Genomic DNA, 22,765 nt, shown 5'->3' on the forward strand with positions numbered 1-22,765 from the left:
CGAGGAATCGGCGGGGGCCTCGCCGCTCGGATCGGGTGCTGGCGAGCTTTCGCCCCGATGGCGCCCGTTCGGACTTCGGGATCCCACTCGCCCTCCGGGCCGCATGCCAGGTGCCAACCGGCCCCGCGCCCCGCACACCGTCCGCTCGATCGCGGAGCGAGCGCCCGCCGATTGCACTCCGGAACCAACCGGAACTGGTTGAATCTGCGGCCGTTGCTCGGCTCATCCCGCACCTTCCCCTCAAGGCCCGAGGCGTCCCCCCGCCGTCATGCAGCACTGCACGACTGGACGCCGCTCCGTGCCATCCTAAGCACGATCACTCGGCTGGAATCAAGAGAAAAGCGCAATTGGGATGCCACGGCCGGGCACAGCCCGGTGCCGATCAGCCGGGGAAGGCGGGGTCAGTTGCCGCGGGCGCCGGCGTCGCTCGCGGCGACGTCGGTGTGGTGGAAGTTCTGGAACGAACGCGAGGCCGTCGGCCCACGCTGGCCCTGGTAGCGGCTCGCGTAGTCGGCGGAGCCGTACGGCCGCTCGGCCGGCGAGGTGAGCCGGAAGAAGCAGAGCTGACCGATCTTCATGCCCGGCCACAGCTTGATCGGCAGCGTCGCGACGTTCGAGAGCTCGAGCGTGACGTGCCCGGTGAAGCCGGGGTCGATGAAGCCCGCCGTCGAGTGGGTGAGCAGCCCGAGCCGGCCGAGCGAGCTCTTGCCCTCGAGGCGCGCGGCGATGTCGTCGGGCAGGGTGACCTGCTCGTAGGTGGAGCCGAGCACGAACTCGCCCGGGTGCAGGATGAACGGCTCGTCGGGCCTCACCTCGATGAGGCGAGTGAGCTCGGGCTGGTCCTCAGCCGGGTCGATGAAGGGGTACTTGTGGTTGTCGAACAGCCGGAAGTACCGGTCGAGGCGCACATCGACGCTCGACGGTTGCAGCATCGCCGGGTCGGACGGCTCGATGCCGATGCGCTCGCGTTCGAGTTCGGCACGGATGTCGCGATCGGAGAGCAGCACGCGCCCAGCCTAGTTGCTACGATGGTCTCCGTGACGTCTCAGGATGTCGCACGCCGAAGTAGTTCAATGGTAGAACTTCTGCTTCCCAAGCAGACAGCGCGGGTTCGATTCCCGTCTTCGGCTCCACATTTCACCACCTCGCCCCGCGGCCCGGCTCCCGCCGGATGCAGCGGGGCGTTTCGTTTCCGCACCCGGATATCCGGGCGGCGTGTCGGGTTCTCATCGCCGTCTTCCGATCCATAGTTTCGAACACGCATTCGAATGTCGGGTCGCCGATCGGCGGCCCGGAAGCTACGGAACGAAAGGAGGGACATGGTTCAGTACCAGCACCCGTTCTCCAACCCGGACCTCGCGGACGGCTGGGGATCTTGGGCCGGCGGCCGCTCGCAGGCGCACCGCGGACTCGACTACCCGCAAGCCGCGGACACGCCGATTCCCGCGGTGGCGGACGGCACGGTCCGCCACAACGTCTGGAACGACGCACTCGGCTGGGTCCTCGTGATCGCACACGCCGATGGTGTGTTCTCGGGCTACTCCCACATGATCCGGCAGTCGCCGCTCGCTGTGGGCGCATCCGTCGCACGCGGCCAGATCATCGGCAACGTCGGCAACGAGGGCACCGCCTCGCAGGGCAACCACCTGCACCTGACCATCACCTACACGCACGACGGCACCTGGAACAACGGAGACCTCAGCGTCACCACCGATCCATGGATGTACATCGACGCACGACGCACAGACAACCACGAAGAAGGAGAAGACATGCCCTCGGAAGCTTGGCTCAACGGCCTCGGCCAGTCCATCATCAACGCGATCCGCGCGGACATCAACTGGATCAACCAGGGGTCCGGCAACCCCCGTTCGCTGCAGGCCATCAAGACCGCAGTCGACGGCGGGCGAGACGACCTGAACTACGTGCACCAGGTGAGCCCGTACTCGCTGAAGAACATCCGGCAGACGCAGCTCGCCGGCGCGGGCACGCTGCGTGCAGCGGCCGACGAGGTCGAGCCGGCGCCGGTGCAGCTCGCCGCGATCGCCGCGACGATCCGCGCGCTCCCCGTCGAGGATCGCGAGGCCCTCGCGGTCGCGCTCACCCCGGCTGAGGAGTTCGCTCCGGCCGAGCGCTAGGTCCGATGCTGAACGCCCCGCCCACCATTCGGAGGGCGGGGCGTTCCGCCCGCACGCCCGCTGCTCGTCCAGTCCATGTTCTGGGTGCGCGAGTCATGTGATTCCTGACTGCTCGCGGCTTGGATTGACTCCATTGCACCTAGTACAGAGGAGTACCGATGAGCATCCTGGTCCAGACCGACGCCTGCGTCGGCGCCGGGCAGTGCGCCCTCGTCGCCCCCGACGTGTTCGATCAAGACGACAACGGCATCGTCCTGCTGCTGGAGCCCGACCCCCAGGGCGCGGACCTCGCCGCCGCCACCCGCGCCGTGCGGCTCTGCCCCGCCCGAGCGATCGCCCTCTCGACGACATGAGCTCGCCCGCACGTGTCGTCATCGTCGGAGCATCGATCGGCGGGCTGACGGTCGCCGAGTCGCTGCGCGACGAGGGCTTCGACGGCGAGATCACCCTGCTCGGCGACGAACCGCACCTGCCGTACACCCGACCGCCGCTGTCGAAGCAGATCCTCGCGGGGGAGTGGCAGCCGGAGCAGGCCGCCATCCGCACCGCCGCCGAGCTCGACGGGCTCGGCATCCGCGTGCTGACCGGCCGCGCCGCGACCGGCCTCGACGTCGAGGCGCGCACCTTGCACACCGACGACGGCGCGTTGCCCTTCGACGAGCTCGTGATCGCCACCGGCACACGACCCCGGCCGCACCCCGTGCTGGCCGAGGCATCCACGCTCCGCACCATGGACGACGCGCTGCGACTGCGCGAGCGGATGGAGACGGCCCGGCGCGTCGCGGTGATCGGTTCCGGCATCCTCGGCTCCGAGATCGCGAGCGCCGCACGCAAGCGCGACGCGGAGGTGCTGCTCGTCGGCCGTTCGGGTTCCCTCGGTTTCGGCGGCGTCGGCACCCTGCTGAGCGACGAGCTGACTCGGCTGCACGAGCAGCATGGCGTCGAGCTCGCCCTTCGCGCCGAGCTCGTCGGCGCCGAGCTCGCCGGCGCCGGGCTCGCGCCGAACGCGTCGGGCAGCACGACGCTCGCCTTCGCCGACGGCACGAGCCGCGCCGTCGACCTCGTCGTCGCCATGATCGGCGGCACGCCGCGCACCGAGTGGCTGGCCGCCTCGACGCTCGACCTCGCCGACGGCGTCGTCTGCGACCACCTCGGCGTCGCGGCCCCCGGCATCTCCGCGGTGGGCGACGTCGCCGCCTGGCTCGACCCGATCACGGGCCGTCACCGCCGCGTCGAACACCAGAGCAACGCGATCGAGCAGGCCATCGCGGTGGCGGCGCGACTCGCGCACGGTGGCGAGGGCGCGCAGCCGGTGCCACTGTTCTGGTCCGAGATCCACGGCACGCGCATCCACGCCTACGGCTGGTTCGATCCCGAGCGGCCGCTCGCCGAGCTGCCGAAGACGAGCGACTCCCCCGGCACCGTCTCCGGCAGCCACGACGAGGCCGGCGAGCTGCGCGGCGTCGTCGGCTGGAACGCCCCGCCCCGCGACTTCCGCACGGCCCGCGCGGCCGTCGTCACCACCATCCGCCCACTCGTCGCCCACTCCTGAAAGAAGCCAGATCGATGACGATCCCCGCCGAATGCCCGTTCCACTCCCGCTCGCTCCCCGGTGACGGCACGCCGCTCGCGCCGTCACCGCAGCTCGCCGCCTGGCGCGAGGCCGGCGCCTTCGTGCCGCTCGACTTCCAGGACGGCCACGAGGGCCTCGTCGCCACCCGCTACGACGCCGCCGTCGCGGTGCTGCAGGACCCTCGGTTCAGCATGCGCCCCTCGCGGATGCCGGTCGGGCCGCCGGCGCACGGCGAGGAGGGCAAGGCCGAGAGCGCCGCGGTGCCACTCGAGGCGCCGGGCGAACTGGATGCCGCGGGCCAGGCCTCCGACGAGCTCAACCTCCTGAACCTCGACGGCGAGGAGCACGCGAAGCTCCGCCGCGCCGTGACCGCCCGCTTCTCGGTGCGCCAGGCGCGGGCCCGCGAACCGTGGATCCGCGCCATGGTCGCCGAGCAGATCGCGGCGCTCCGGGAGCGCGGCCCGGTCGTCGACCTCTGGCGCGACTACGCCATGCCGATCTCGGCCCGCACGCACTGCCACGTCATCGGCATCCCCGAGCACCACTACGAGCGCTTCGTCGCGCTCTTCGTCGAGGAGTCGACGGCGCAGCAGAAGTACGACTTCATCCGCGCCCTCCTCGAGGAGCGCCGCGACTCGCCCGGTGAGGACGTCATCACCGACCTGCTGCAGAATCCGGAGCTCGACCGCGTCGAGGTCGAGGCGCTGCTGCGCCTGCTGATGGGCGCGGGGCGCGACTCCGTCGCCTACCTCATCGCGACGGCCTCCGTGGCGCTGCTGACGAACCCCGAGCAGCTCGCCATCCTGCGGGCCGAACCCGAGCAGCTCCGACCGGCCGTCGAGGAGTTCATGCGCGCCGGCGCCATGTTCGTGACGCTCTTCGCCCGCACCGCGCTCGAGGACGTCGAGATCGAGGGCACGCGCATCGCCGCGGGCACGTCGGTGTCGGTCTCGCCCGTCGCGGCGAACCGCGATCCGGGCCACTGGGGCGATCGTCCGGAGGAGTTCGACGTCACCCGGGACGCCTTCGGCCACCTCGGCTTCGGCTACGGCATCCACGGATGCATCGGCCAGCAAGTCGCCCGCGTCGAGATCCGCGAGGCCATCACGGCCCTGCTCGAGTCGTTCCCCGAGCTCACCCTCGTCGACGCGGAGCAGCTCACCCCGCAGCCCTTCGCGCACCCGGTCGCCGTCTACGAGGCGGGCACCGTGTCGGTCCGCTTGGGGGCCGCCGCCTGACGCTCATGCGACCTACCATGGTCGATGTGACGCTGCTGCACCCCGATGACGACCCCGTCGTCGTCGGCGCGAACTGGTACCGCTTCACGTCGGGCGAGCAGATCGTGAACCCGCACGTGATGAGCGTCTCGTTCATCTGGATCGTGAGCGGCGGGGGCGAGATCCGCGCCGGCGGCCAGAGCTGGACCGTCGACGCGCAGCACGTCGTGCGACTGCCGTGGCACCATCACGTGGAGTACCGGGCGAACCGCCGCGGTCCGTTCCACATCGGCACGCTGCACGTCGTCCCCCGCTACGACCGTTCGGCGCCCGTCATCCCCCGGGTCGCCCACCTGCCGGGCGACCCCCTGCTCGACGACCCGGCGCGGCACGGCGATGCGGCGGCCTTCCGCCCCGGGCTGTCGACCATGCGGAACGCCGCGGCCCGGCGCATCACCGAGTTCGGCACGATCGCGATCGAACGCCTCGGCGAGGGCGCCTTCGACGAGGAGTACTTCCGGGCCCTCGGACGGCTCATCCTCTTCGAGAACGCGGCCTGGGCCGACAGCCACGCGCAACAGACCGCGGTGCCCGGCTCGCTCGAGCTCATGATGACCTTCATCCGTCACCACATCGCCGAGCCGCTGACCGTCGCCCGGGTCGCCGAGGCGGCCAGGTGCAGCGAGACCACTGCGCAGCGGCTGTTCACCCGGCATACCGGCGAGTCCATGCAGGCGTGGATCCGGCACGTGCGGCTGCGCGAGGCCGGCAGTCTGCTGCGCACCACGGGCATGCGGGTCAGCGAGGTGGCGCAGCTCGTCGGCTATCCCGATCCGCTGTACTTCTCGCGCGCGTTCCGGCGGGCGTACGGGGTCGCGCCGACGCAGTTCGCCCGGGAGACCGTACGGCCGTGAGACCGCGGCGCGCGTTGCTCGTCCAGTCCATGTTTCTGCGTTCCGGTGTCCTTCGGCGGACCATCCGCTCTTCGTAGATTCGAAGGGCCGCGCCGGGTGCGCGGCGGCGGCGTGCAGCCCGCGCGCCGCAGCGCGCAGTCCGCGCATCCGAGCGTGAAGGAGCGCATCAGCACATGACCGTTCATCGCCGACCGTTCGGTCGCACCGGGTGGGAGATCAGCGAGGTGTCGTTCGGCGCCTGGCAGCTCGGCGGGCAGTGGGGGCCGGTCGACGACGACGCCTCGGTGCGCGCGCTGCTCGACGCCTACGACCAAGGCATCAACTTCGTCGACACCGCCGAGATGTACGGCTCCGGCCACAGCGAAGAGGTCGTCGGCCGCTCGCTCCGGGAGTGGGGCGGCGAGCGCGTCTACGTCGCCACGAAGGTGCAGCCGCCCGAGTGGCCGCACCCCTCGGTCGACGATCCCGACATCGCCGCCGCCTACCGGCCGGAGTACCTGCGCGCCCAGGCCGAGCAGTCGCTCCGCCGCCTCGGCGTCGATCGCATCGACCTCTACCAGTTGCACTGCTGGATGCCTCGCGGCATCCACGAGCTCGGCTGGCTGGAGACGCTGCACGAGCTGCGCGACGAGGGCAAGATCGACCGCATCGGCGTCTCGCTGCGCGACTACCGGGCCGACGAGGGCGTGGCCCTGGCCGAATCGGGACTCGTCGACTCCATCCAGGTCATCTACAACCTGTTCGAGCAGCGACCCGAGCGGGCGCTGCTGCCGGCGGCGGCGGCGTCCGGCACGGCGATCATCGTGCGCGTCGCGCTCGACTCCGGTTCGCTGAGCGGCGCGTGGACGCCGGAGACGTACGCGCAGTGGGCGGATGACTCGGTGCTGAAGACGATGTTCCGCGGCGAGCGCTTCACCGAGACGCTCGAGCGGGTCGAGGCGATCAAAGCCGTCACGGCGCCGTACTACGACGGGCTCGACGAGGCCGCCGTGCGCTTCGTGCTCGACCGCTCGGAGGTCTCGACCGCGATCGTCGGCATGACGTCGCAGCGGCGCATCGCCCGCAACCTGTCGTTCGCCGACGGGCGCGGACTCGCCGAGGGCCTGCGCGAGCAGCTCGCCGGCTTCGGATGGGAGAGGAACTTCTACGTATGAGCGACACCACCTCAGCAACCGACATCTCGCCCGCGATCGAGCGGCTGAGCCCGGAGCAGATCGAGGCGCGCCTGGCGCTCGCCTCCGTCGCGTATCTGCCGCTCGGCTCGCTCGAGTTCCACGGCCCGCACCTGCCGATCGGCCTCGACGCGCTCACCGCCTACGGCATCTGCCTGCGGGCGGCCGAGCAGCACGGCGGCGTCGTGCTGCCCGCGTACTACCAGGCGGTCGGCGGCGAGCACTCGCGCTACCCGTGGACGCTCATGAGCGACACCCCCGAGGCGATCGAGACGCTGCTCGGTGAGAGTCTCGCCCGGCTCTCGGAGCTCGGCGTGCGCCGCGCCGTCGTCTTGAGCGGTCACTTCGCCGAGGAGCAGCGCGAGCTGATCGAGCGGGTCGCGGATCGCTGGAACGCGACGGATGCCCCGCTCCGCGCCGTCGCCCGCACCCTCGGCCAGGCGCCCACCCCGCCGGTCGCTCCCGACCACGCCGGCCGCTTCGAGTCGCTCGTGCTGCACGCCCTCTCGCCCGAGCTCGTGCACGTCGAGGTGCTGCCCGACCCCGCGACGCACCCGGCGCCCGCAGGCGAGGACCCCTACGGCCAGGACCGACACCGCGCCGACCACCCGCTGCACGGCGTCTTCGGCGCCGACCCCCGCCGGCTCGACACCGAGAGCGCCGAGCCGCTGCTCGCTCACCTCGTCGGCTGGGTCGCGGGCCTCGCAGAAGCGGACTGAACCGCCCCCGCCCCACCCCACCCCCACCCCCGAGTTGCCCGACTTTCATGAAAGTTGGGCAACTCGGTCATCACCCCCACGCCGAAGCGCCCCGGCCGATCCCGGCCGGGGCGCTTCTGGGTGGATGTCGTACGAAACCCGCCGACGACTCAGAAGTCGAAGTCGTCGATGTTGTCCTTGTTGAACACGTACGGGTCGCCGAGCAGCACGGTGGCGTCCGCACCGACGGTGTACTCGCCGAGCTTGCCGGCCTTGAAGGTGTCGCCCTCCTTGCCGGTGATGTCGCCGTTGATGAGCGCGGCGGCGGCGTACGCCGACAGGTAGCCGAGGTCCTCCGGGTTCCACAGGGCGAAGGCGGTGACGGTGCCGTCCTCGATGTACTCGCGCATCTGGTTCGGCGTGCCGAGGCCGGTCAGCGCGACCTTGCCCTTGTAGTCCGAGGTCGAGAGGTAGCGCGCGGCGGCCGAGATGCCGATCGTCGTCGGCGAGACGATGCCCTTGAGGTTCGGGTGCGACTGCAGCACGGCCGCCGTCTTGTCGAACGAGATCTGCTCGTCGTCGTCGCCGTAGACGACGTCCACGAGCTGGATGTTCGGGTGGTCGGCGGCGAGCAGTTCCTTCATCTTGTCGATCCAGGTGTTCTGGTTCGTCGCGTTCGCCGTCGACGAGACGATCGCGATCTCACCGGCGTCGCCGATCTGCTCGGCGATGAGGTCGACCTGCACCTTCGCGATGCCGTCGGCCGTCGCCTGGTTCACGAACAGGTCGCGGCAGTCGGCGTTCGTGTCGGAGTCGAAGGTGACGACCTTGACGCCGGCGTCCCGCGCCTCGTTGAGCGCGTCGCAGATCGCCTTCGGGTCGTTCGCCGAGACGACGAGGGAGCCGACGCCCTGCTGCGTCGCGGTGTTGATGTAGCTCACCTGCGCGTCGGGGCCCGACTCGGCCGGGCCGACCTCGGCGAAGGTCCCGCCGAGCTCCTCGACGGCCGCCTTGCCGCCCTTGCTCGAGGTGTCGAAGTAGGGGTTGCCGAGGCTCTTCGGCAGGAAGGTGATCGACAGGTTGTCGCTCCCGCCGCCGTCGCTCGAGCCGCCGCCAGTGGAGCCGGTGTCGGCGCAGCCTGAGAGTGCGAGCGCAGCCGCCACCGCGGCCGCGGCCACGGCGGTCGCACGCTTGTGTGCAAACTTCATTGTTCTTCCATTCCTTTCGTGCTGGCGACCGCGACGAGTGCCGTCGGTCGAGGGCGCAGCGTCGTCAAGATGCTGTGGGTGCTGCGACGGGGGAGGGAGGGCCCGACCGTCGTCGTCGGACCTTCTGCAGCCAGGCGAGCAGGCTCGCGCTGACGACGGAGACCACCAGCAGGGTGCCGGTGATCACGTTGATGACGTCGGAGGTGACGTTCGCGAGCCGGAGGGCGCTCGAGAGCACCCCGATCAGGAGCACCGCGGCGACGACGCCGTAGAGCTGCCCGCGGCCGCCGAAGACGGAGACTCCGCCGAGCACGACCGCGGCGATGACCTGCAGTTCGAGCCCCGTGGCGTTGTCGCCGCGGGCGCTGCCGAAGCGCAGGGTGTAGAAGACGCCCGCGAAGGCCGCGACGAGCCCGGCCGCCATGAACAGCAGGAACTTCGTGCGCTCCAGGTGCACGCCCGAGAAGCGCGCGGCATCCTTCGACTGCCCGATCGCGTAGATGCCGCGGCCGAAGGGCGTGAAGTGCAGCACCACCACGAAGATCACGAGCAGGATCAGGAACGGGATCATGATGTACGGGATCGTCGTGCCGGCGATCTTCGCCTTCGCGAGGGCGGTCCAGCCCTCGGGGAAGTCGGTGACCGCGGTGGTGCCGAGCAGGCCGACCGCGAGGCCGCGGAACAGCGCGAGCGTGCCGATCGTCACCGCGAGCGAGGGCAACCCGACGACGGTCACGAGGAAGCCGTTGAACGCACCGCCGATCGCCCCGACGAGCAGCGCGAGCACGGCGGCGAGCTCGAAGGGCAGTCCGGCGTGCACCCCGGCGCCGGTGACGACGCTCGCGAGGCCCACCATGCTGCCGACCGACAGGTCGATCTCGCCGGTGATCATGACGAGGGTCATCGGCAGCGCGATCAGCAGGATCGGGGCGATGTCGAGCAGCAGATAGTTGAGCGTGATCGGCTGCGCGAAGCCGCGCACCGTGAGCATCGCGTAGGCGACGACGAGGACGAGGAGCGCCACGATCGCCATCTCGCGGGTGAGCAGCACCCGGCGCCAGAGCGGCTTCTCGGAGTCGCGGCTCACCCGGTTCGTCGTGACGGGCGGGGTCGCCGGGCTGGTCGTGGTGGTCATGACTCGTCCCTCGCTTCGATGAGTCGCTGTCTCTGCCGCACCGCGAGCCAGCGGTCGAGCACGATGGCGCCGATGATGAGCACGCCGACGACGGCGCGCTGCCAGAAGTCGGGGATGCCGAGGATCGGCAGTGCCCGGTTGATGGTCATCAGCAGCACGGCGCCGATCGCGGCGCCCCAGACGGTGCCGATGCCGCCGGTGATCGCGACGCCGCCGATGACCGCGGCGCCGACGGCATCGAGCTCCCAGCCGGCGCCGGCCTGCGAGCTGACGGTGCCGTAGCGGGCGACGTAGAAGACGCCGGCGAGGCCCGCGAGCGCGCCCGACAGGGTGAAGGCGCTGAGCACCCGACGGGTGACCTTCAGGCCGTAGAGCTCGGCCGCGGCGGGGTCGGAGCCGATGGCGTAGTACTCGCGGCCGCCGCGCGTGTTGCGCATGTACCAGGCCGCGACAGCGAGGATGACGAACGCCACGATGGCGAGGATCGGGATGGTGAGGAACTGCCCGGTGCCGATGGCGAGGAACTCCTTCGGCATGTCCGAGGCGTTCACGCGGGTCGAGCCGGCCCACATGACGTTGATGCCGCGGTAGGCGTACAGCGTGCCGAGCGTGATGACCATCGCGGGCACGCGGGCGAACGCCACGAGCGAGCCGTTGACGAGCCCGAGGAAGGCGCCGAACAGCACGGCGAGGAGCACGACGACGGGGATCGGCAGGCCGGGCACGTCGATGAAGAGCCGGCCGGTGAGGTAGGCCGACAGCCCCATCACCGATCCGACCGAGAGGTCGACGTTGCGGGTGATGATGACGATCGCCTGCCCGGCGGCGACGAGCACCAGGATCGACGGGGTGAGCAGCAGGTCGCGCCAGCCGTCGGTCGAGAAGAGGAAGCTCGGGTTCATCGTGGTCGCGGCGATCACCACGAGGACGAGGGCGATCAGGATGCCGAACTCGCGCGCCTTGCCGAGGGCGCCGATGTGCTTGGTGATCCCGGAGACGGGGATGACCGTGGTGGGGGGAGAGGAGGTCACGAGTGCTGCTCCGATGCGTGGGTGGCGGCGAACATCACGTTCTCGCTGGTGGCGTCTGCGCGGTCGATCTCGGCGGTGATGCGCCCCTCGCGCATCACGAGCACCCGGTCGGCCATTCCGAGCACCTCTGGCAACTCGGAGGAGATCATGAGGATGCCCATGCCCTGCCCCGCGAGCTCGGAGAGCAGGCGGTGCACCTCGGACTTCGTGCCGACGTCGATGCCGCGGGTGGGCTCGTCGACGATGAGCACGTCGGGCTTGGTGGCGAGCCACTTGGCGAGGACGACCTTCTGCTGGTTGCCGCCGGAGAGGGTCGCTGCCACGGTGTCGAGCGCGTACGACTTCACCTCGAGCCGGCTCGCCCAGACCCGGGCGGCGCGGTTCTCGAGCCCGGTGGTGATGAGGCCGAAGCGGGAGAGCTCGCGGCGGATCGCCATCGTGATGTTGCGGCCGACGCCGGAGTCGATGACGAGGCCCTGTTTGCGACGGTCCTCGGGCACGAGGGCGAGCCCGGCGCGCATGGCCTCGGTGGGCCGGCCGCGGCGGATGCGCCGACCCTTGAGCGTGACGGTGCCCTCGCGGTACTGGTCGACTCCGAACACCGCCCGCGCGACCTCGCTGCGGCCGGCGCCGACGAGGCCGGCGAGCCCGACGATCTCACCGGAACGGACGGTGAAGCTGATGTCGTGGAAGACGCCGGGCGAGGTGAGGCCCTCGACCTCGAGCAGCGGTTCGCCGACGACCGTCTCCTGCTTCGGGAACAGCTCGGTGACCTCGCGGCCGACCATCTGCCGCACGAGCTCACCGGGGGTGGTCTCGGCGATGGGGGTCGTGGCGATGTAGGCGCCGTCGCGCATCACCGTGACGGTGTCGCAGAGCGCGAACACCTCGTCGAAGCGGTGCGAGATGAAGATCAAACCGCGGCCCTCGTCGCGCAGGCTGCGGGCGATCGCGAACAGGCGCTCGGCCTCGACGCCGGACAGGGCCGCGGTGGGCTCGTCCATGATCAGCACCTTCGCGTCGAGCGAGACCGCCTTGGCGATCTCGATGACCTGCTGGTCGGCGATCGACAGCCCCTCGGCCGGACGGTCGGGGTCGATGACGACGCCGAGCCGGGTGAAGAGGCGCTCGACCTCGTGGCGCATCGCCTTGCGGTCGATCCGGCCGAAGCGGCCGGTGAGCTGGCGGCCCATGAAGATGTTCTCGGTGACCGAGAGGTCGGGGAAGAGCGTCGGCTCCTGGTAGATGACCGCGACGCCCGCGGCCTTCGACTCGGCGGTGGAGGTGAAGTCGACGTCCTCGCCGTCGAGCCGGAACTCGCCTGCGTCGCGACGGTAGAGCCCGGCGACGATCTTCACGAGCGTGGACTTGCCGGCGCCGTTCTCGCCGATGAGGGCGTGGATCGAGCCGGCCTGCAACCGCAGGCTGGCGGAGCGCAGCGCCACGACGGCGCCGAACGACTTGACGACCTCCGAGAGCTCGAGGACCACGGGTGCGTCAGTGCTCGGCACGGGGTTCCTCCTCGTTGAGGGTGTTGGGGGATCGGGGGATCTCACTGGGTCGGTATGAATCGATTCAGTTTCGATTCAGGGCAACTGTAGGCATCCGTCGCCCGTCGGTCAAGTCACGGATCGGATACGGCGATCCGCGACCGCGATCCGGCGGCGCTCACCGCCCGGTCGAGGCGCGCACGACGAGCTCGGGCTGGAAGCGGACGTGCCGGATGGCGGCACCCTCGGAGTCGAGCGCCTCGAGCAGCAGCTCGACCGCCGCGGCGCCGATCGCGCGCGCCGGCTGACGCACCGACGACAGCGGCACCACCGCGGACTGCGCGAAGTCGATGTCGTCGTAGCCGATGAGCGCGAGGTCCCCGGGGACGCGGACCTCGCCGAGGATCGCGGTGCCCTGCAGCACGCCGACCGCCAGCAGGTCGTTCGCGCAGAAGACGGCGTCCGGACGCTCGGCCGGCGACCGGCGGGCGATCTCCTCACCGGCATCGCGTCCCTGCAGCACGGTCAGCGCGTCGAGCTCGATGACCTCCAGCGTCGCCTCCGGCACCCCGGCCAGGGCGCGCCGGGCGCCCTCGAGTCGATCGGCCACCTGGCGGATCGATCGAGGCCCGCCGATGAACGCGATACGCCGACGCCCCTGCTCCAGCAGGTGCGCGACGGCCAGCATGCCGCCCTGCACATCGTCGACGGCGACGGAGGGCACGCCGCCGCCCGGCAGTTCGCCGTCGACGATCACGAGCGGGATGCCGCTCTCGGCGAGCCGGCGTACGGCACCGTCCTCGAGGTCGGTCGGGGTCAGCAGCACGCCGTTCACCCGCTGCTCGCGGAAGAGCTCGAGGTAGGCGCGTTCACGGCTCGGCGTCTGATCGCTGTTGCCGAGGAGCACGGCCATGCCCTCGCGGGCGGCGCGCTCCTCCGCCCCGCGGGCGACCTCGGCGAAGAACGGGTTCGCGCTGTCGAGCACGACGAGCCCGATGCTGCGGCTCCGACCGGCGCGCAGCTGCCTGGCCGCGTCGTTGCGCACGAAGCCGAGCCGGTCGATGGCGGCCTGCACCCGGGCGACGGTGGCGGGCGCCACCTTGTCCGGGCGGTTCAGCACGTTCGACACCGTGCCGACCGACACCGCGGCCGCGGCCGCGACGTCCTTCACGCTCACTGACATAGGTGGCCCCTCGCCCTGACGGTCGGTGATTGCGGATCGCTTGACGGATCCCTGAGGACCACATTACAGTTTGAAACGATTCACGGCTGGATCGATTCATTTCCGAGTCGACCGAGCCGTTCGAAGCCCGCGAGCCCACGAAGGAGTGCCATGCCCCGCGTCGCGTTCACCCTCCAGGTGCGCCCCGAACTGCTCGACGCCTACGTCGAGCGGCACACCCCCGTGTGGCCGGAGCTGCTCCGCGAGATCGCGGCCGCCGGGCGGCGCAACTACTCGATCTTCCTCGACCGCGAACGCTGCACCCTCTTCGGCTACTACGAGACCGACGACGACGAGGCCGCTCGCGCGTACCTCGCCGCCTCCCCCGTCGCCGCCCGCTGGGAGGCATCCATGGCCGAGTTCTTCGTCGGCCTCGACGGCCGCGCCGACCAGGCCGCCACCACGCTCGCCGAAGTCTTCAACCTGCACGACCAGCTGACGGCCCTCGCCGACACCGACCACGAAAGCCCCGCATCATGACCGCCCTCTCCTCCGAGCACCTCTCCGCCCTCGCCCAGCAGTCGGTCGAACTGCCCAGCTGGGCCTTCGGCAACTCCGGCACCCGCTTCCGCGTGTTCGCGACGCCCGGCACGCCCCGCGACCCCTTCGAGAAGATCGCCGACGCCGCGCAGGTGCACGCCTACACGCGGCTCGCGCCCGTGGTCGCGCTGCACATCCCGTGGGACCGGGTCGAGTCGTTCGACGCCCTCCGCCGTCACGCCGAAGACCTCGGTGTGACGCTCGGCACCGTGAACTCGAACACCTTCCAGGACGAGGACTACAAGTTCGGCGCCCTCGCCCACCACGACGCGCGCATCCGGCGCAAGGCGATCGACCATCACCTCGAGTGCATCGACATCATGGACGAGACCGGGTCTCGCGACCTGAAGATCTGGCTCGCCGAGGGCTCGAACTACCCCGGCCAGAACGACATGCGCGACCGCCAGGACCGGCTCCAGGACTCGCTGCAGCAGATCTACGCGCGCCTCGGCGACGAGCAGCGCCTCGTGCTCGAGTACAAGTTCTTCGAGCCGGCGTTCTACCACACGGACGTGCCGGACTGGGGCACGAGCTACGCGCAGGTGAGCGCCCTCGGCGAGAAGGCCATGGTCTGCCTCGACACGGGCCACCACGCGCCGGGCACGAACATCGAGTTCATCGTGATGCAGCTGCTGCGCCTCGGCAAGCTCGGCTCCTTCGACTTCAACAGCCGCTTCTACGCCGACGACGACCTCATCGTGGGTGCCGCCGACCCGTTCCAGCTGTTCCGCATCCTTGCCGAGGTCATCCGCGGCGGCGGACTGAACAACCCCGACGTGGCGTTCATGCTCGACCAGTGCCACAACATCGAGGACAAGATCCCCGGCCAGATCCGCTCGGTGCTGAACGTGCAGGAGATGACCGCCCGCGCGCTGCTCATCGACCGCGAAGCGCTCACCGCCGCGCAGGACGCGAACGACGTGCTCGCCGCCAACGCGGTGATCATGGATGCCTTCTACACCGATGTGCGCCCGCAGCTCGCCGCCTGGCGCGAGGAGCGCGGGCTCGCCGCCGACCCGATGGCCGCGTACCTCGCCTCCGGCTACCAGCAGCGGATCGCCGAAGAGCGCGTCGGCGGCGTGCAGGCCGGATGGGGGGCCTGAGATGACGAAGCCGAACGAGTCGACGAACCCGGCCGTCGCCGCACTGATCGCGCGCAGCAACCGCCTGGGCGCGGACCCGAGGAACACGAACTACGCCGGCGGCAACACCTCCGCCAAGGGCATCGCGGCCGACCCGGTCACGGGCGAGCCGGTCGAGCTGCTCTGGGTGAAGGGCTCGGGCGGCGACCTGGGCACCCTGAAGCCGGAGGGGCTGGCGGTGCTGCGCCTCGACCGGATGCGGGCGCTCCGCGGCGTGTACCGCGGCGTCGAGCACGAGGACGAGATGGTCGCCGCGTTCGACTACTGCCTGCACGGCACAGGCGGTGCGGCGCCCTCGATCGACACGGCGATGCACGGACTGGTGGATGCCGCGCACGTCGATCACCTGCATCCGGACTCCGGCATCGCGATCGCGACGGCCGCCGACGGTCCCGAGCTGACCGGGCGGATATTCGGCGACCGCGTCGTGTGGGTGCCGTGGCGGCGCCCCGGGTTCCAGCTCGGCCTCGACATCGCCGCGATCAAGGCCGACCACCCGCAGGCGATCGGCACGATCCTCGGCGGACACGGCATCACCGCGTGGGGCGACACCTCCGACGAGGCCGAAGCGAACTCGCGGTGGATCATCGACACCGCAGCCGCCTACCTCGCCGAACACGGCGACCCGCAGCCCTTCGGCGGCGTGCGCCCCGGCTTCGAGGCGCTGCCCGAGGACGCACGGCACGCGCGCGCCGCGGCGCTGGCCCCCGCCATCCGCGGGATCGCGTCGAACGAGAAGCCGATGATCGGGCACTACACCGACTCAGAGGCGGTGCTCGACTTCCTCGCCTCCGAGAAGGCCCCAGCGCTCGCGGCGCTCGGCACGAGCTGCCCCGACCACTTCCTGCGCACCAAGGTGAAGCCGCTCCTCCTCGACCTGCCCGCCACCGCGAGCCTCGAAGAGCAACTGGCCCGCCTCGCGGAGCTGCACGCGGCGTACCGCGCCGACTACCAGGCGTACTACGAGACGTATGCGAACGACCCTTCGACGAGCTCAGGGAACACCCCCGCGATGCGTGGCGCCGACCCGCTCATCGTGCTCGTGCCCGGTGTCGGCATGTTCTCCTACGGGGCGAACAAGCAGACCGCCCGAGTCGCGGGCGAGTTCTACGTGAACGCGATCAACGTGATGCGCGGCGCCGAGTCGGTGTCGAGCTACGCCCCGATCTCCGACGCGGAGAAGTTCCGCATCGAGTACTGGGCGCTCGAAGAGGCGAAGCTGCAGCGGATGCCGAAACCGAAGTCGCACCGGGGGCGCATCGCGTTCGTCACCGGCGCGGCGAGCGGCATCGGCAAGGCCATCGCCACCCGCCTCGCCGCCGAGGGCGCCTGCGTCGTCGTCGCCGACCTCGACCTCGAGAAGGCCCGCGCCGCGGCCGCCGAACTCGGCGGCACCGACGTCGCGATCGGCGTCGCCGCGAACGTCGCCGACGCCGACGCGGTCCAGGCCGCGATCGACCAGGCCGTGCTCGCCTTCGGCGGCGTCGACCTCGTCGTGAACAACGCGGGGCTCTCGCTCTCGAAGCCGTTGCTCGAGACCAGCGAGGCCGACTGGGATCTGCAGCACGATGTCATGGCCAAGGGCTCGTTCCTCGTGTCGAAGGCCGCCGCGCGGGTGCTCATCGACCAGAAGCTCGGCGGCGACATCGTCTACATCTCCTCGAAGAACTCCGTGTTCGCCGGGCCGAACAACGTCGCCTACTCGGCGACGAAGGCCGACCAGGCGCACCAGGTTCGTCTCCTCGCGGTCGAGCTCGGCGAGCACGGCGTGCGCGTCAACGGCATCAACCCCGACGGCGTCGTGCGCGGCTCGGGCATCTTCGCGTCCGGCTGGGGCGCCAACCGCGCCGCGACCTACGGGGTCGACGAGGAGGACCTCGGCCAGTTCTACGCGAACCGCACCATCCTGAAGCGCGAGGTCGTGCCCGAGAACGTCGCCGACGCCGTGTACGTGCTCACCGGGCCGGAGCTCAGCCGCACCACGGGCCTGCACATCCCCGTCGACTCGGGCGTCGCCGCCGCGTTCCTGCGATGAGCGCCGGGCGCGGGGGCGCGCCGGGGCCGGCCGGCGCGGTCGCGGCGGTCGATCTCGGCGCCACGAGCGGGCGGGTCGTACTCGGCCGCGTCGGTCCCGACACCCTCGAGGCCACGACGGTCGCGCGGTTTCCGAACACCCCGGTGTTCGCGGGAGACGGCCTGCACTGGAACCTGCTCGGCCTCTACGGCGACGTGCTCGCGGGCCTGCGGGAGGCGTTCCGGCAGGCATCCGGGATCGCGAGCATCGGCATCGACTCCTGGGCCGTCGACTACGGGCTGCTGCGGCAGGGCCGCCTGCTCGGCATCCCGTTCCACTACCGCGACGAACGTACCGCGCGCGGCGTCGCCGCGGTGCACGAGCGGATGCCGCACGCCGAGCTGTTCGCGCGGAACGGGCTGCAGTTCCTGCCGTTCAACACGCTCTACCAGCTCGCGGCCGAGCCGGCCGAGGTGCTCGCCGTCGCCGATCGGGCGCTGCTCGTGCCCGACCTGCTCGCGTACTGGCTCACCGGCGAGGCTCGGGCGGAGCTCACCAACGCGTCCACGACGGGGCTGCTCGACTGGTCGGCGCAGGCCTGGGACGACGCCCTCATCGCCGGAGTCGGGCTGCCGCCCGGGGCTCGCGAGCTCCTGCCGCCGCTGATCGCCCCCGGCGAGCGCGTCGGCGCGCTGCGGCCCGCAGTCGCCGACTCCCTCGGCGGCACTGCCGACGTCGTCGCCGTCGGCTCGCACGACACGGCGTCGGCCGTCGTCGCCGTGCCGATGCGGGCGGATGCCGCGGTGTACATCTCCTGCGGCACCTGGGGCCTCGTCGGCGTCGAGGTCGAGCACCCGGTGCGCACCCCCGAGGCGCTCGCCGCGAACTTCACGAACGAGGGCGGCGTCGACGGGCGGGTGCGCCTGCTGCACAACGTGATGGGGTTGTGGATCCTCAGCGAGACCGTGCGCGGCTGGGAGCGCGAGGGCCACGCGATCGAGCTTCCGGCGCTGCTCGCGGCGGCGGCCGAGGTGCCCGCCGAGTCCGTGCCGGTCTTCGACGTCGACGACCCGCGCTTCCTGCCGCCCGGTGACATGCCGGAACGGATCCGAGCGTGGTGCGCCGAGCGCGGGCTCGCCGCTCCCGCCACCCGGGCCGAGATCGCGCGTGCGATCGTCGAATCGCTCGCGCAAGCGTTCGCGGATGCCGCGGCGACCGCCGCCCGGCTCGGCGGCGTCGAACTGCGTACGATCCACGTCGTCGGCGGCGGCGCTCAGAACGCCCTGCTCTGCCAGCGCACCGCCGACCGTGCCGGGGTGCCGGTGCTGGCCGGCCCCGTCGAGGCGACCGCGCTCGGCAACCTCCTTGTCCAGGCGCGCGCCGCCGGCTTCGTCAGCGGTTCGCTCGAGGCGCTGCGCGACCTCGTCGCGCGCACGCACGAGCCGCGCCGCTTCGCGCCGCGGGGCTGAGGCGACGGTTCAAGGTCCCGCCGGCCTCCGGATCAATCCGGGCTGCTGGCATTGATCCCGGCGACGCTCTGGATGATTTCGAGTCGCTCTTCACTGGTGAGGGACTCGTCGATGAAGTCGATGACGAGCGGGTCGATCTGCACACCGTCGCCGCCGAGTGCGCCCGCGTAGTCGCGAGCATCGTCGCTGTCCGGAAACGTGAGGATCATGACGTAGTCGCTGCGCACCGCCTGCCGGCAGGACACATTTTCGACGCAGACGGAACTTGTGACGTCCACGGCATCCAGGTAGGGCCAGTCCGGGTCGTCAGGGCGATCGACGAAGGTCGCCACCAGGTCGAGCTGCGACCGGCTCTGGGCGTCGGAGGCGCACCCTGTGAGTGCGCTCGCGGCCGCCGCGGTCATCACTGATAGGGCGGCAATCCTCCTCACCAATTGCATTTGTGCTTGTCAACTCCCTTAAGCCAGTTCGGATTGTTCGGGCGCGCAAGTTCCAGGTCCCAGTGAACGCCACTCATCCACACCGCGTAGCCACCCAGAACATGGCAGTCATATTGTTGCTTCAAGGTGGCCGCGGGTGAAGAGCCCACGAGCCGAGACTTGAGTTCAGACCACCCCGCATCACGGAGGATCGCATGCCCGGCAACTGAGCCGGCGATTCCCCCGCCCTGTGCGATTCCCGTATACACGGCGGTCCCCCACGTGGAGAGCACGCTTGAGTACGTCGCCTTCTTCTGAAACAGCCCTCTGCGGTTCTTTTCGACCTTGCCGAAGAGGTTTTTCCCGAGCCATGGGTCCGCAATCACGGGAAACGCTGTGGTTGGCTCATGTTCCACGATCTGTACGAGCGTAGATCCATCGACTTCGAAGTACGTCGTCACAGCGCTCCCGTCCGCGCCCGTTGCCCAAGGCGCCACGGCACCGGCAAGGAGGTTACCGTCAATGTCCCAGATGACGATGTGCCCTTCCTTGGCCAGCTCGATCGTCGCGCCGACCGGAAGATGCAGTACATACTCGTAGCGGTGAGGGGCCGTGGGCTCTTCGATGACCGTGACGATTTGCACGGACCCGTCGTCTTTCAGCACTGGCACAGTCGTTGAGCCATCGCCATTTTCGTAGGCCACAATTCCGCCAGCCAGGACTTCCCCTTGGCTCGCATCATCCGAATTCGGAAGACCAATCCCGAGATCTCCGCCCGCCCCCGACAGCAGGATTCCGTCAGCCGGATCGAGGGGCACCACCACCTCATCGGCACCCTGACGAAACTCAATCGCCGCCCGGGAGCCGATCCCCCTCTCGATCGTCGCAACGTCGACGAGCACCTCCGGCGCGACAGCCTGAATATCCGAAAGCGTGCCTGGTGTCGGTTCCAGCGCATCCGCAGCGGGCGTGGCCACCGAAGCAGCAAAGACACAGACCGTTCCGAGCGCCACCGTCAACCCACTTAGCCTTCTTTGCACCATTGAACTCCCTCCGTAGACGCTTCTTGCCTACGGGATACCACCGAAGAATTCAACCCCGAGAACGAATGCCCGCATTTCCATGCAGCTCAGGCAGGGGAATCCTCAATGCTCTTGTTGACTCGAGTTCTGGATACCAACGTTGACCATGAAGCACCGCCACGCTGGTCGGCCTGAACATCGCGCTCATCGCCACCGCGGGCCCGAGCGACCCCACCCGCACGAGCTAGACGCCCGCCGATTCCGCGTCCGCGCGTACGCCGCGGTACTCCCACTGCCCGGCACCCATGCGCGCCCGGGTGTAGGTCATGCCCCGCACCCGCTCGAGGCAGTGCTCCTCGTAGGTGCGGATGAGCTCGACGGTCACCCCGAGGTCGTCGGCGAGGCGGTGCTGGTCGGGGTCGACGCGTTCGAGCCGGGCGTACTTCTCGGGGTCGATCAGCAGCTCGGCGGCGAACACCTCGGCCTGCCGCTCGTGCTTCGGGTTGGAGTGGTCGTGGCCGTAGTAGGCGTGGCCGAGCTCATGGGCGATCGTCACCCGCCGCTCGTTCGGCGTGAGGCGGATGTCGAAATAGATGCGCTGCTCATCGGGCGAGTAGAGCCCGAGCGTCTGCTCGTCGAGGTGCGTGGCGTGCAGGCGCACGCCGAGCGCGGCCGCGACTCGAACCAATGCCCTCACCCGATCCCCCGATGCGGTGCTGTTACTTGCGTGTGCCCGTTCGCGCCGCGAGGCGGTAGTCGTCGGGCGACGGCGCCTCCGGCGTGAACTCGTAGTCATCCTCGGCGTGGCCGCCGACACCGGCGCCGGCATCCGCCTCGACCCGACGCAGCGCCTCACGGAGCAGGCGGCCCGTCGAGACCACGGCGAGCGGATCGGCGGGCGCGACGGCGACCGGCACCTCGGCCTCCTCGGCGGTCAGGTACCCGGCGGCGATCAACGCTTCGACGGGCGGCCGCCCGAAGGCGCGCGCGTACGCCACGACCTGCCTGGGGTTGGGGTCGGTCGCTCCGCTGCGCCACCGTCCGACCGTGGCCGGGTCGACGCCGGCGCGTCGGGCGATCTCACTGTTCCGCACGCCGTCGCCCGTCGCCGCGAGGTAGGCGCTCCACCGCATCCGCTCATTCACGGGCTCCAGCGTACGGCGGATGACGACGCGCCGCAATCGGCTTGCATTCGCGCAAGGCATCCACCATATTGATCTCACGCAATTGCATTGCATACGTGCAATAGAGGATCGACCGAACGGAGCCACGGATGAACCGCATCCCCGACCAGACCATCACCGCCATGCGCGACCTCGAGTTCGAGCGCATCATCGCCTACCTCGAAGCGACCACCGACCCGACCCCGTGCTGCGCGAAGTGCCGCCGCGGCACCCGGGCCATGCTCGGCCCCTGCGGCTACGAGCTGCGCTGCCCCCGCGGCTGCCACGACCGGGCACCCCGCCACGCCCGCCGGCGCTGAGCCCGACGACCGCGGCCACCCCGGCGCACAGCCCACCCCGCCCGCCCCGCGGCCCGAAGAACGGAGGACCCCATGACCGACTCGATCTCCCCCGACTGGTTCGCCGCCGTCGCCGGCTGGCTCGCGAGCATCGATCTGCTGCAGCTGACCCTCGTCGTGGCCGCCTCGGTGCTCGTGCTCCGGCTGCTCGTGCGGCTCTGGCCCTGGCTGCGTCGCGTCGTCGCCCTCGTCGAGGCGCTCGGCACCCTGCCGAGCTTCATGGAGCGCACGGATGCCTCGGTACGCCGACTGCGCCACCAGGTCGAGGACGACCACGAGCGGCTGCACGACGAACTGCACGAGGAGTTGCACGACGAACTGCACGACGAGCTCCGCGGCGAGCTCCGCGGCGAGCTCGGGCCCGACGCAGGTCGAGCCCCGGGCCCAGACCCGGAGCGCCCGGCCCCGACGCCCCGCCCCCGCCACCCCCGCCGCCGAACCCCCTGGAGCCGACCATGACCTCGAAGTACGCCGATCCGCAGTTCTGGATCGATGCCGCCGACCGTGCGATCGCGACCTTCGCCCAGGCCGCGATCGCCACGTTCGGGGCCGGCGTGACCGGCATCCTGCAGGTCGATCCCGTGCAGCTCGCGTCCGTCGGCGCCCTGGCCGCGCTGAGCTCCTTGCTCAGCTCGATCGCGTTCCGAGGCGGGTCCCCTGACGGCGGAGCCAGTCCAGCATCGCCCGGGTCGACACCATCTGCACCGCCCTCGCGGCGCGGCATCGATAGATTCAGCTCAGAATGTTAATTCCTGCTGTATTCAGCCCAGACCCTTTTCTCCGTCGCGTCCCTCGCGGCCCTCGCGCACCCGCCCCCAAAACCACGACTTGCCCGACTTTCA

At 70.4% G+C, this 22,765-nt stretch carries 23 protein-coding genes, 1 tRNA gene and 1 pseudogene; 15 read left to right on the plus strand and 10 right to left on the minus strand.

Annotated features, from left to right (window positions below):
- Window positions 1–401: 401 nt before the first annotated feature.
- A complete protein-coding gene (gene dcd, locus M3147_RS16700) occupies window positions 402–1,007 on the minus strand; it encodes a dCTP deaminase (RefSeq protein ID WP_251204555.1) in 606 nt (201 codons plus the stop codon).
- A gap of 52 nt (window positions 1,008–1,059) precedes the next feature.
- Between dcd and M3147_RS16705 the strand changes: the two genes are divergently transcribed.
- The 8 genes and pseudogenes from M3147_RS16705 (at window position 1,060) to M3147_RS16740 (ending at window position 7,730) form a co-directional block, all read left to right on the plus strand.
- Window positions 1,060–1,133: transfer RNA gene (locus tag M3147_RS16705), tRNA-Gly, on the plus strand.
- A gap of 186 nt (window positions 1,134–1,319) precedes the next feature.
- Window positions 1,320–2,135: a M23 family metallopeptidase gene (locus tag M3147_RS16710; protein WP_251204556.1), complete on the plus strand. Its 816-nt coding sequence runs from the start codon at window positions 1,320–1,322 to the stop codon at window positions 2,133–2,135.
- Between the two features lie 155 nt (window positions 2,136–2,290).
- Window positions 2,291–2,488 (plus strand): annotated as a pseudogene (locus tag M3147_RS16715) (ferredoxin); the annotation flags it as partial.
- Window positions 2,485–3,687 carry an NAD(P)/FAD-dependent oxidoreductase gene (locus M3147_RS16720; protein WP_251204557.1) on the plus strand — a complete coding sequence of 401 codons (1,203 nt, stop codon included), beginning with the start codon at window positions 2,485–2,487 and terminating at the stop codon, window positions 3,685–3,687. The pseudogene M3147_RS16715 and the gene M3147_RS16720, both read left to right, overlap by 4 nt.
- A 14-nt stretch (window positions 3,688–3,701) precedes the next feature.
- Complete coding sequence (locus M3147_RS16725; protein ID WP_251204558.1) at window positions 3,702–4,946, plus strand: cytochrome P450; 1,245 nt, start codon at window positions 3,702–3,704, stop codon at window positions 4,944–4,946.
- Window positions 4,947–4,972: 26 nt separating this feature from the next.
- Window positions 4,973–5,839, plus strand: a complete 867-nt coding sequence (locus M3147_RS16730) for a helix-turn-helix transcriptional regulator (RefSeq protein WP_251204559.1) — start codon at window positions 4,973–4,975, stop codon at window positions 5,837–5,839.
- A 173-nt stretch (window positions 5,840–6,012) separates the two neighbouring features.
- Window positions 6,013–6,993 (plus strand): aldo/keto reductase, encoded by a 981-nt coding sequence (locus tag M3147_RS16735; protein WP_251204560.1) that lies wholly within the window; start codon window positions 6,013–6,015, stop codon window positions 6,991–6,993.
- Window positions 6,990–7,730, plus strand: coding sequence for a creatininase family protein (locus tag M3147_RS16740; protein ID WP_251204561.1), 741 nt, complete (start codon window positions 6,990–6,992; stop codon window positions 7,728–7,730). Before M3147_RS16735 ends, M3147_RS16740 begins: the two co-directional genes overlap by 4 nt.
- Before the next feature lie 149 nt (window positions 7,731–7,879).
- On the opposite strand, the gene rhaS is transcribed toward M3147_RS16740, so the two are convergent.
- The 5 genes from rhaS to M3147_RS16765 all read right to left on the minus strand — a co-directional run bounded on the left by rhaS (window position 7,880) and on the right by M3147_RS16765 (window position 13,756).
- Entirely contained in the window at window positions 7,880–8,917 is a 1,038-nt protein-coding gene (gene rhaS / locus M3147_RS16745; RefSeq protein WP_251204562.1) for a rhamnose ABC transporter substrate-binding protein, read from the minus strand.
- Between the two features lie 64 nt (window positions 8,918–8,981).
- Window positions 8,982–10,052, minus strand: coding sequence for an ABC transporter permease (locus M3147_RS16750; protein WP_251204563.1), 1,071 nt, complete (start codon window positions 10,050–10,052; stop codon window positions 8,982–8,984).
- Window positions 10,049–11,029 (minus strand): ABC transporter permease, encoded by a 981-nt coding sequence (locus M3147_RS16755; RefSeq protein ID WP_251204637.1) that lies wholly within the window; start codon window positions 11,027–11,029, stop codon window positions 10,049–10,051. Before M3147_RS16755 ends, M3147_RS16750 begins: the two co-directional genes overlap by 4 nt.
- Window positions 11,030–11,079: 50 nt before the next feature.
- The gene (locus tag M3147_RS16760) at window positions 11,080–12,594 is read right to left on the minus strand and encodes a sugar ABC transporter ATP-binding protein (protein ID WP_251204564.1); all 1,515 of its coding nucleotides are present in this window, start codon (window positions 12,592–12,594) and stop codon (window positions 11,080–11,082) included.
- A 157-nt stretch (window positions 12,595–12,751) separates the two neighbouring features.
- Complete coding sequence (locus tag M3147_RS16765) at window positions 12,752–13,756, minus strand: LacI family DNA-binding transcriptional regulator (RefSeq protein WP_251204565.1); 1,005 nt, start codon at window positions 13,754–13,756, stop codon at window positions 12,752–12,754.
- A gap of 150 nt (window positions 13,757–13,906) precedes the next feature.
- Here M3147_RS16765 and M3147_RS16770 point away from each other — a divergent pair, with 150 nt between their 5' ends.
- Genes M3147_RS16770 through M3147_RS16785 form a run of 4 tightly spaced genes read left to right on the plus strand, consistent with a single transcriptional unit; the run spans window position 13,907 to window position 18,960 of the window.
- Entirely contained in the window at window positions 13,907–14,275 is a 369-nt protein-coding gene (locus tag M3147_RS16770; RefSeq protein ID WP_251204566.1) for an L-rhamnose mutarotase, read from the plus strand.
- Entirely contained in the window at window positions 14,272–15,438 is a 1,167-nt protein-coding gene (gene rhaI, locus M3147_RS16775; RefSeq protein ID WP_251204567.1) for an L-rhamnose isomerase, read from the plus strand. The genes M3147_RS16770 and rhaI overlap by 4 nt, the downstream gene beginning before the upstream one ends.
- Window position 15,439: 1 nt before the next feature.
- Window positions 15,440–17,512: a bifunctional aldolase/short-chain dehydrogenase gene (locus tag M3147_RS16780; RefSeq protein WP_251204568.1), complete on the plus strand. Its 2,073-nt coding sequence runs from the start codon at window positions 15,440–15,442 to the stop codon at window positions 17,510–17,512.
- A complete protein-coding gene (locus tag M3147_RS16785) occupies window positions 17,509–18,960 on the plus strand; it encodes a rhamnulokinase (RefSeq protein WP_251204569.1) in 1,452 nt (483 codons plus the stop codon). Before M3147_RS16780 ends, M3147_RS16785 begins: the two co-directional genes overlap by 4 nt.
- A 32-nt stretch (window positions 18,961–18,992) precedes the next feature.
- Here M3147_RS16785 and M3147_RS16790 read toward each other — a convergent pair whose 3' ends face one another.
- The 4 genes from M3147_RS16790 to M3147_RS16805 form a co-directional block, all read right to left on the minus strand.
- A complete protein-coding gene (locus M3147_RS16790) occupies window positions 18,993–19,364 on the minus strand; it encodes a hypothetical protein (RefSeq protein ID WP_251204570.1) in 372 nt (123 codons plus the stop codon).
- Window positions 19,365–19,387: 23 nt separating this feature from the next.
- Window positions 19,388–20,398, minus strand: coding sequence for a hypothetical protein (locus M3147_RS16795; protein ID WP_251204571.1), 1,011 nt, complete (start codon window positions 20,396–20,398; stop codon window positions 19,388–19,390).
- Window positions 20,399–20,645: 247 nt separating this feature from the next.
- Window positions 20,646–21,089 (minus strand): ImmA/IrrE family metallo-endopeptidase, encoded by a 444-nt coding sequence (locus M3147_RS16800; protein WP_251204572.1) that lies wholly within the window; start codon window positions 21,087–21,089, stop codon window positions 20,646–20,648.
- 31 nt (window positions 21,090–21,120) lie between these two features.
- Window positions 21,121–21,546 carry a helix-turn-helix domain-containing protein gene (locus tag M3147_RS16805; RefSeq protein WP_251204573.1) on the minus strand — a complete coding sequence of 142 codons (426 nt, stop codon included), beginning with the start codon at window positions 21,544–21,546 and terminating at the stop codon, window positions 21,121–21,123.
- A gap of 128 nt (window positions 21,547–21,674) precedes the next feature.
- Here M3147_RS16805 and M3147_RS16810 point away from each other — a divergent pair, with 128 nt between their 5' ends.
- The 3 genes from M3147_RS16810 to M3147_RS16820 all read left to right on the plus strand — a co-directional run bounded on the left by M3147_RS16810 (window position 21,675) and on the right by M3147_RS16820 (window position 22,672).
- Window positions 21,675–21,884 (plus strand): hypothetical protein, encoded by a 210-nt coding sequence (locus M3147_RS16810; RefSeq protein ID WP_251204574.1) that lies wholly within the window; start codon window positions 21,675–21,677, stop codon window positions 21,882–21,884.
- A gap of 72 nt (window positions 21,885–21,956) precedes the next feature.
- Window positions 21,957–22,382: a hypothetical protein gene (locus M3147_RS16815; protein ID WP_251204575.1), complete on the plus strand. Its 426-nt coding sequence runs from the start codon at window positions 21,957–21,959 to the stop codon at window positions 22,380–22,382.
- Window positions 22,379–22,672, plus strand: coding sequence for a holin (locus M3147_RS16820; protein ID WP_251204576.1), 294 nt, complete (start codon window positions 22,379–22,381; stop codon window positions 22,670–22,672). Before M3147_RS16815 ends, M3147_RS16820 begins: the two co-directional genes overlap by 4 nt.
- Window positions 22,673–22,765: the final 93 nt, after the last annotated feature.

This window comes from Agromyces mediolanus, from assembly GCF_023715325.1.
In the GTDB taxonomy this organism is placed as follows: Bacteria; Actinomycetota; Actinomycetes; order Actinomycetales; family Microbacteriaceae; genus Agromyces; species Agromyces mediolanus_A.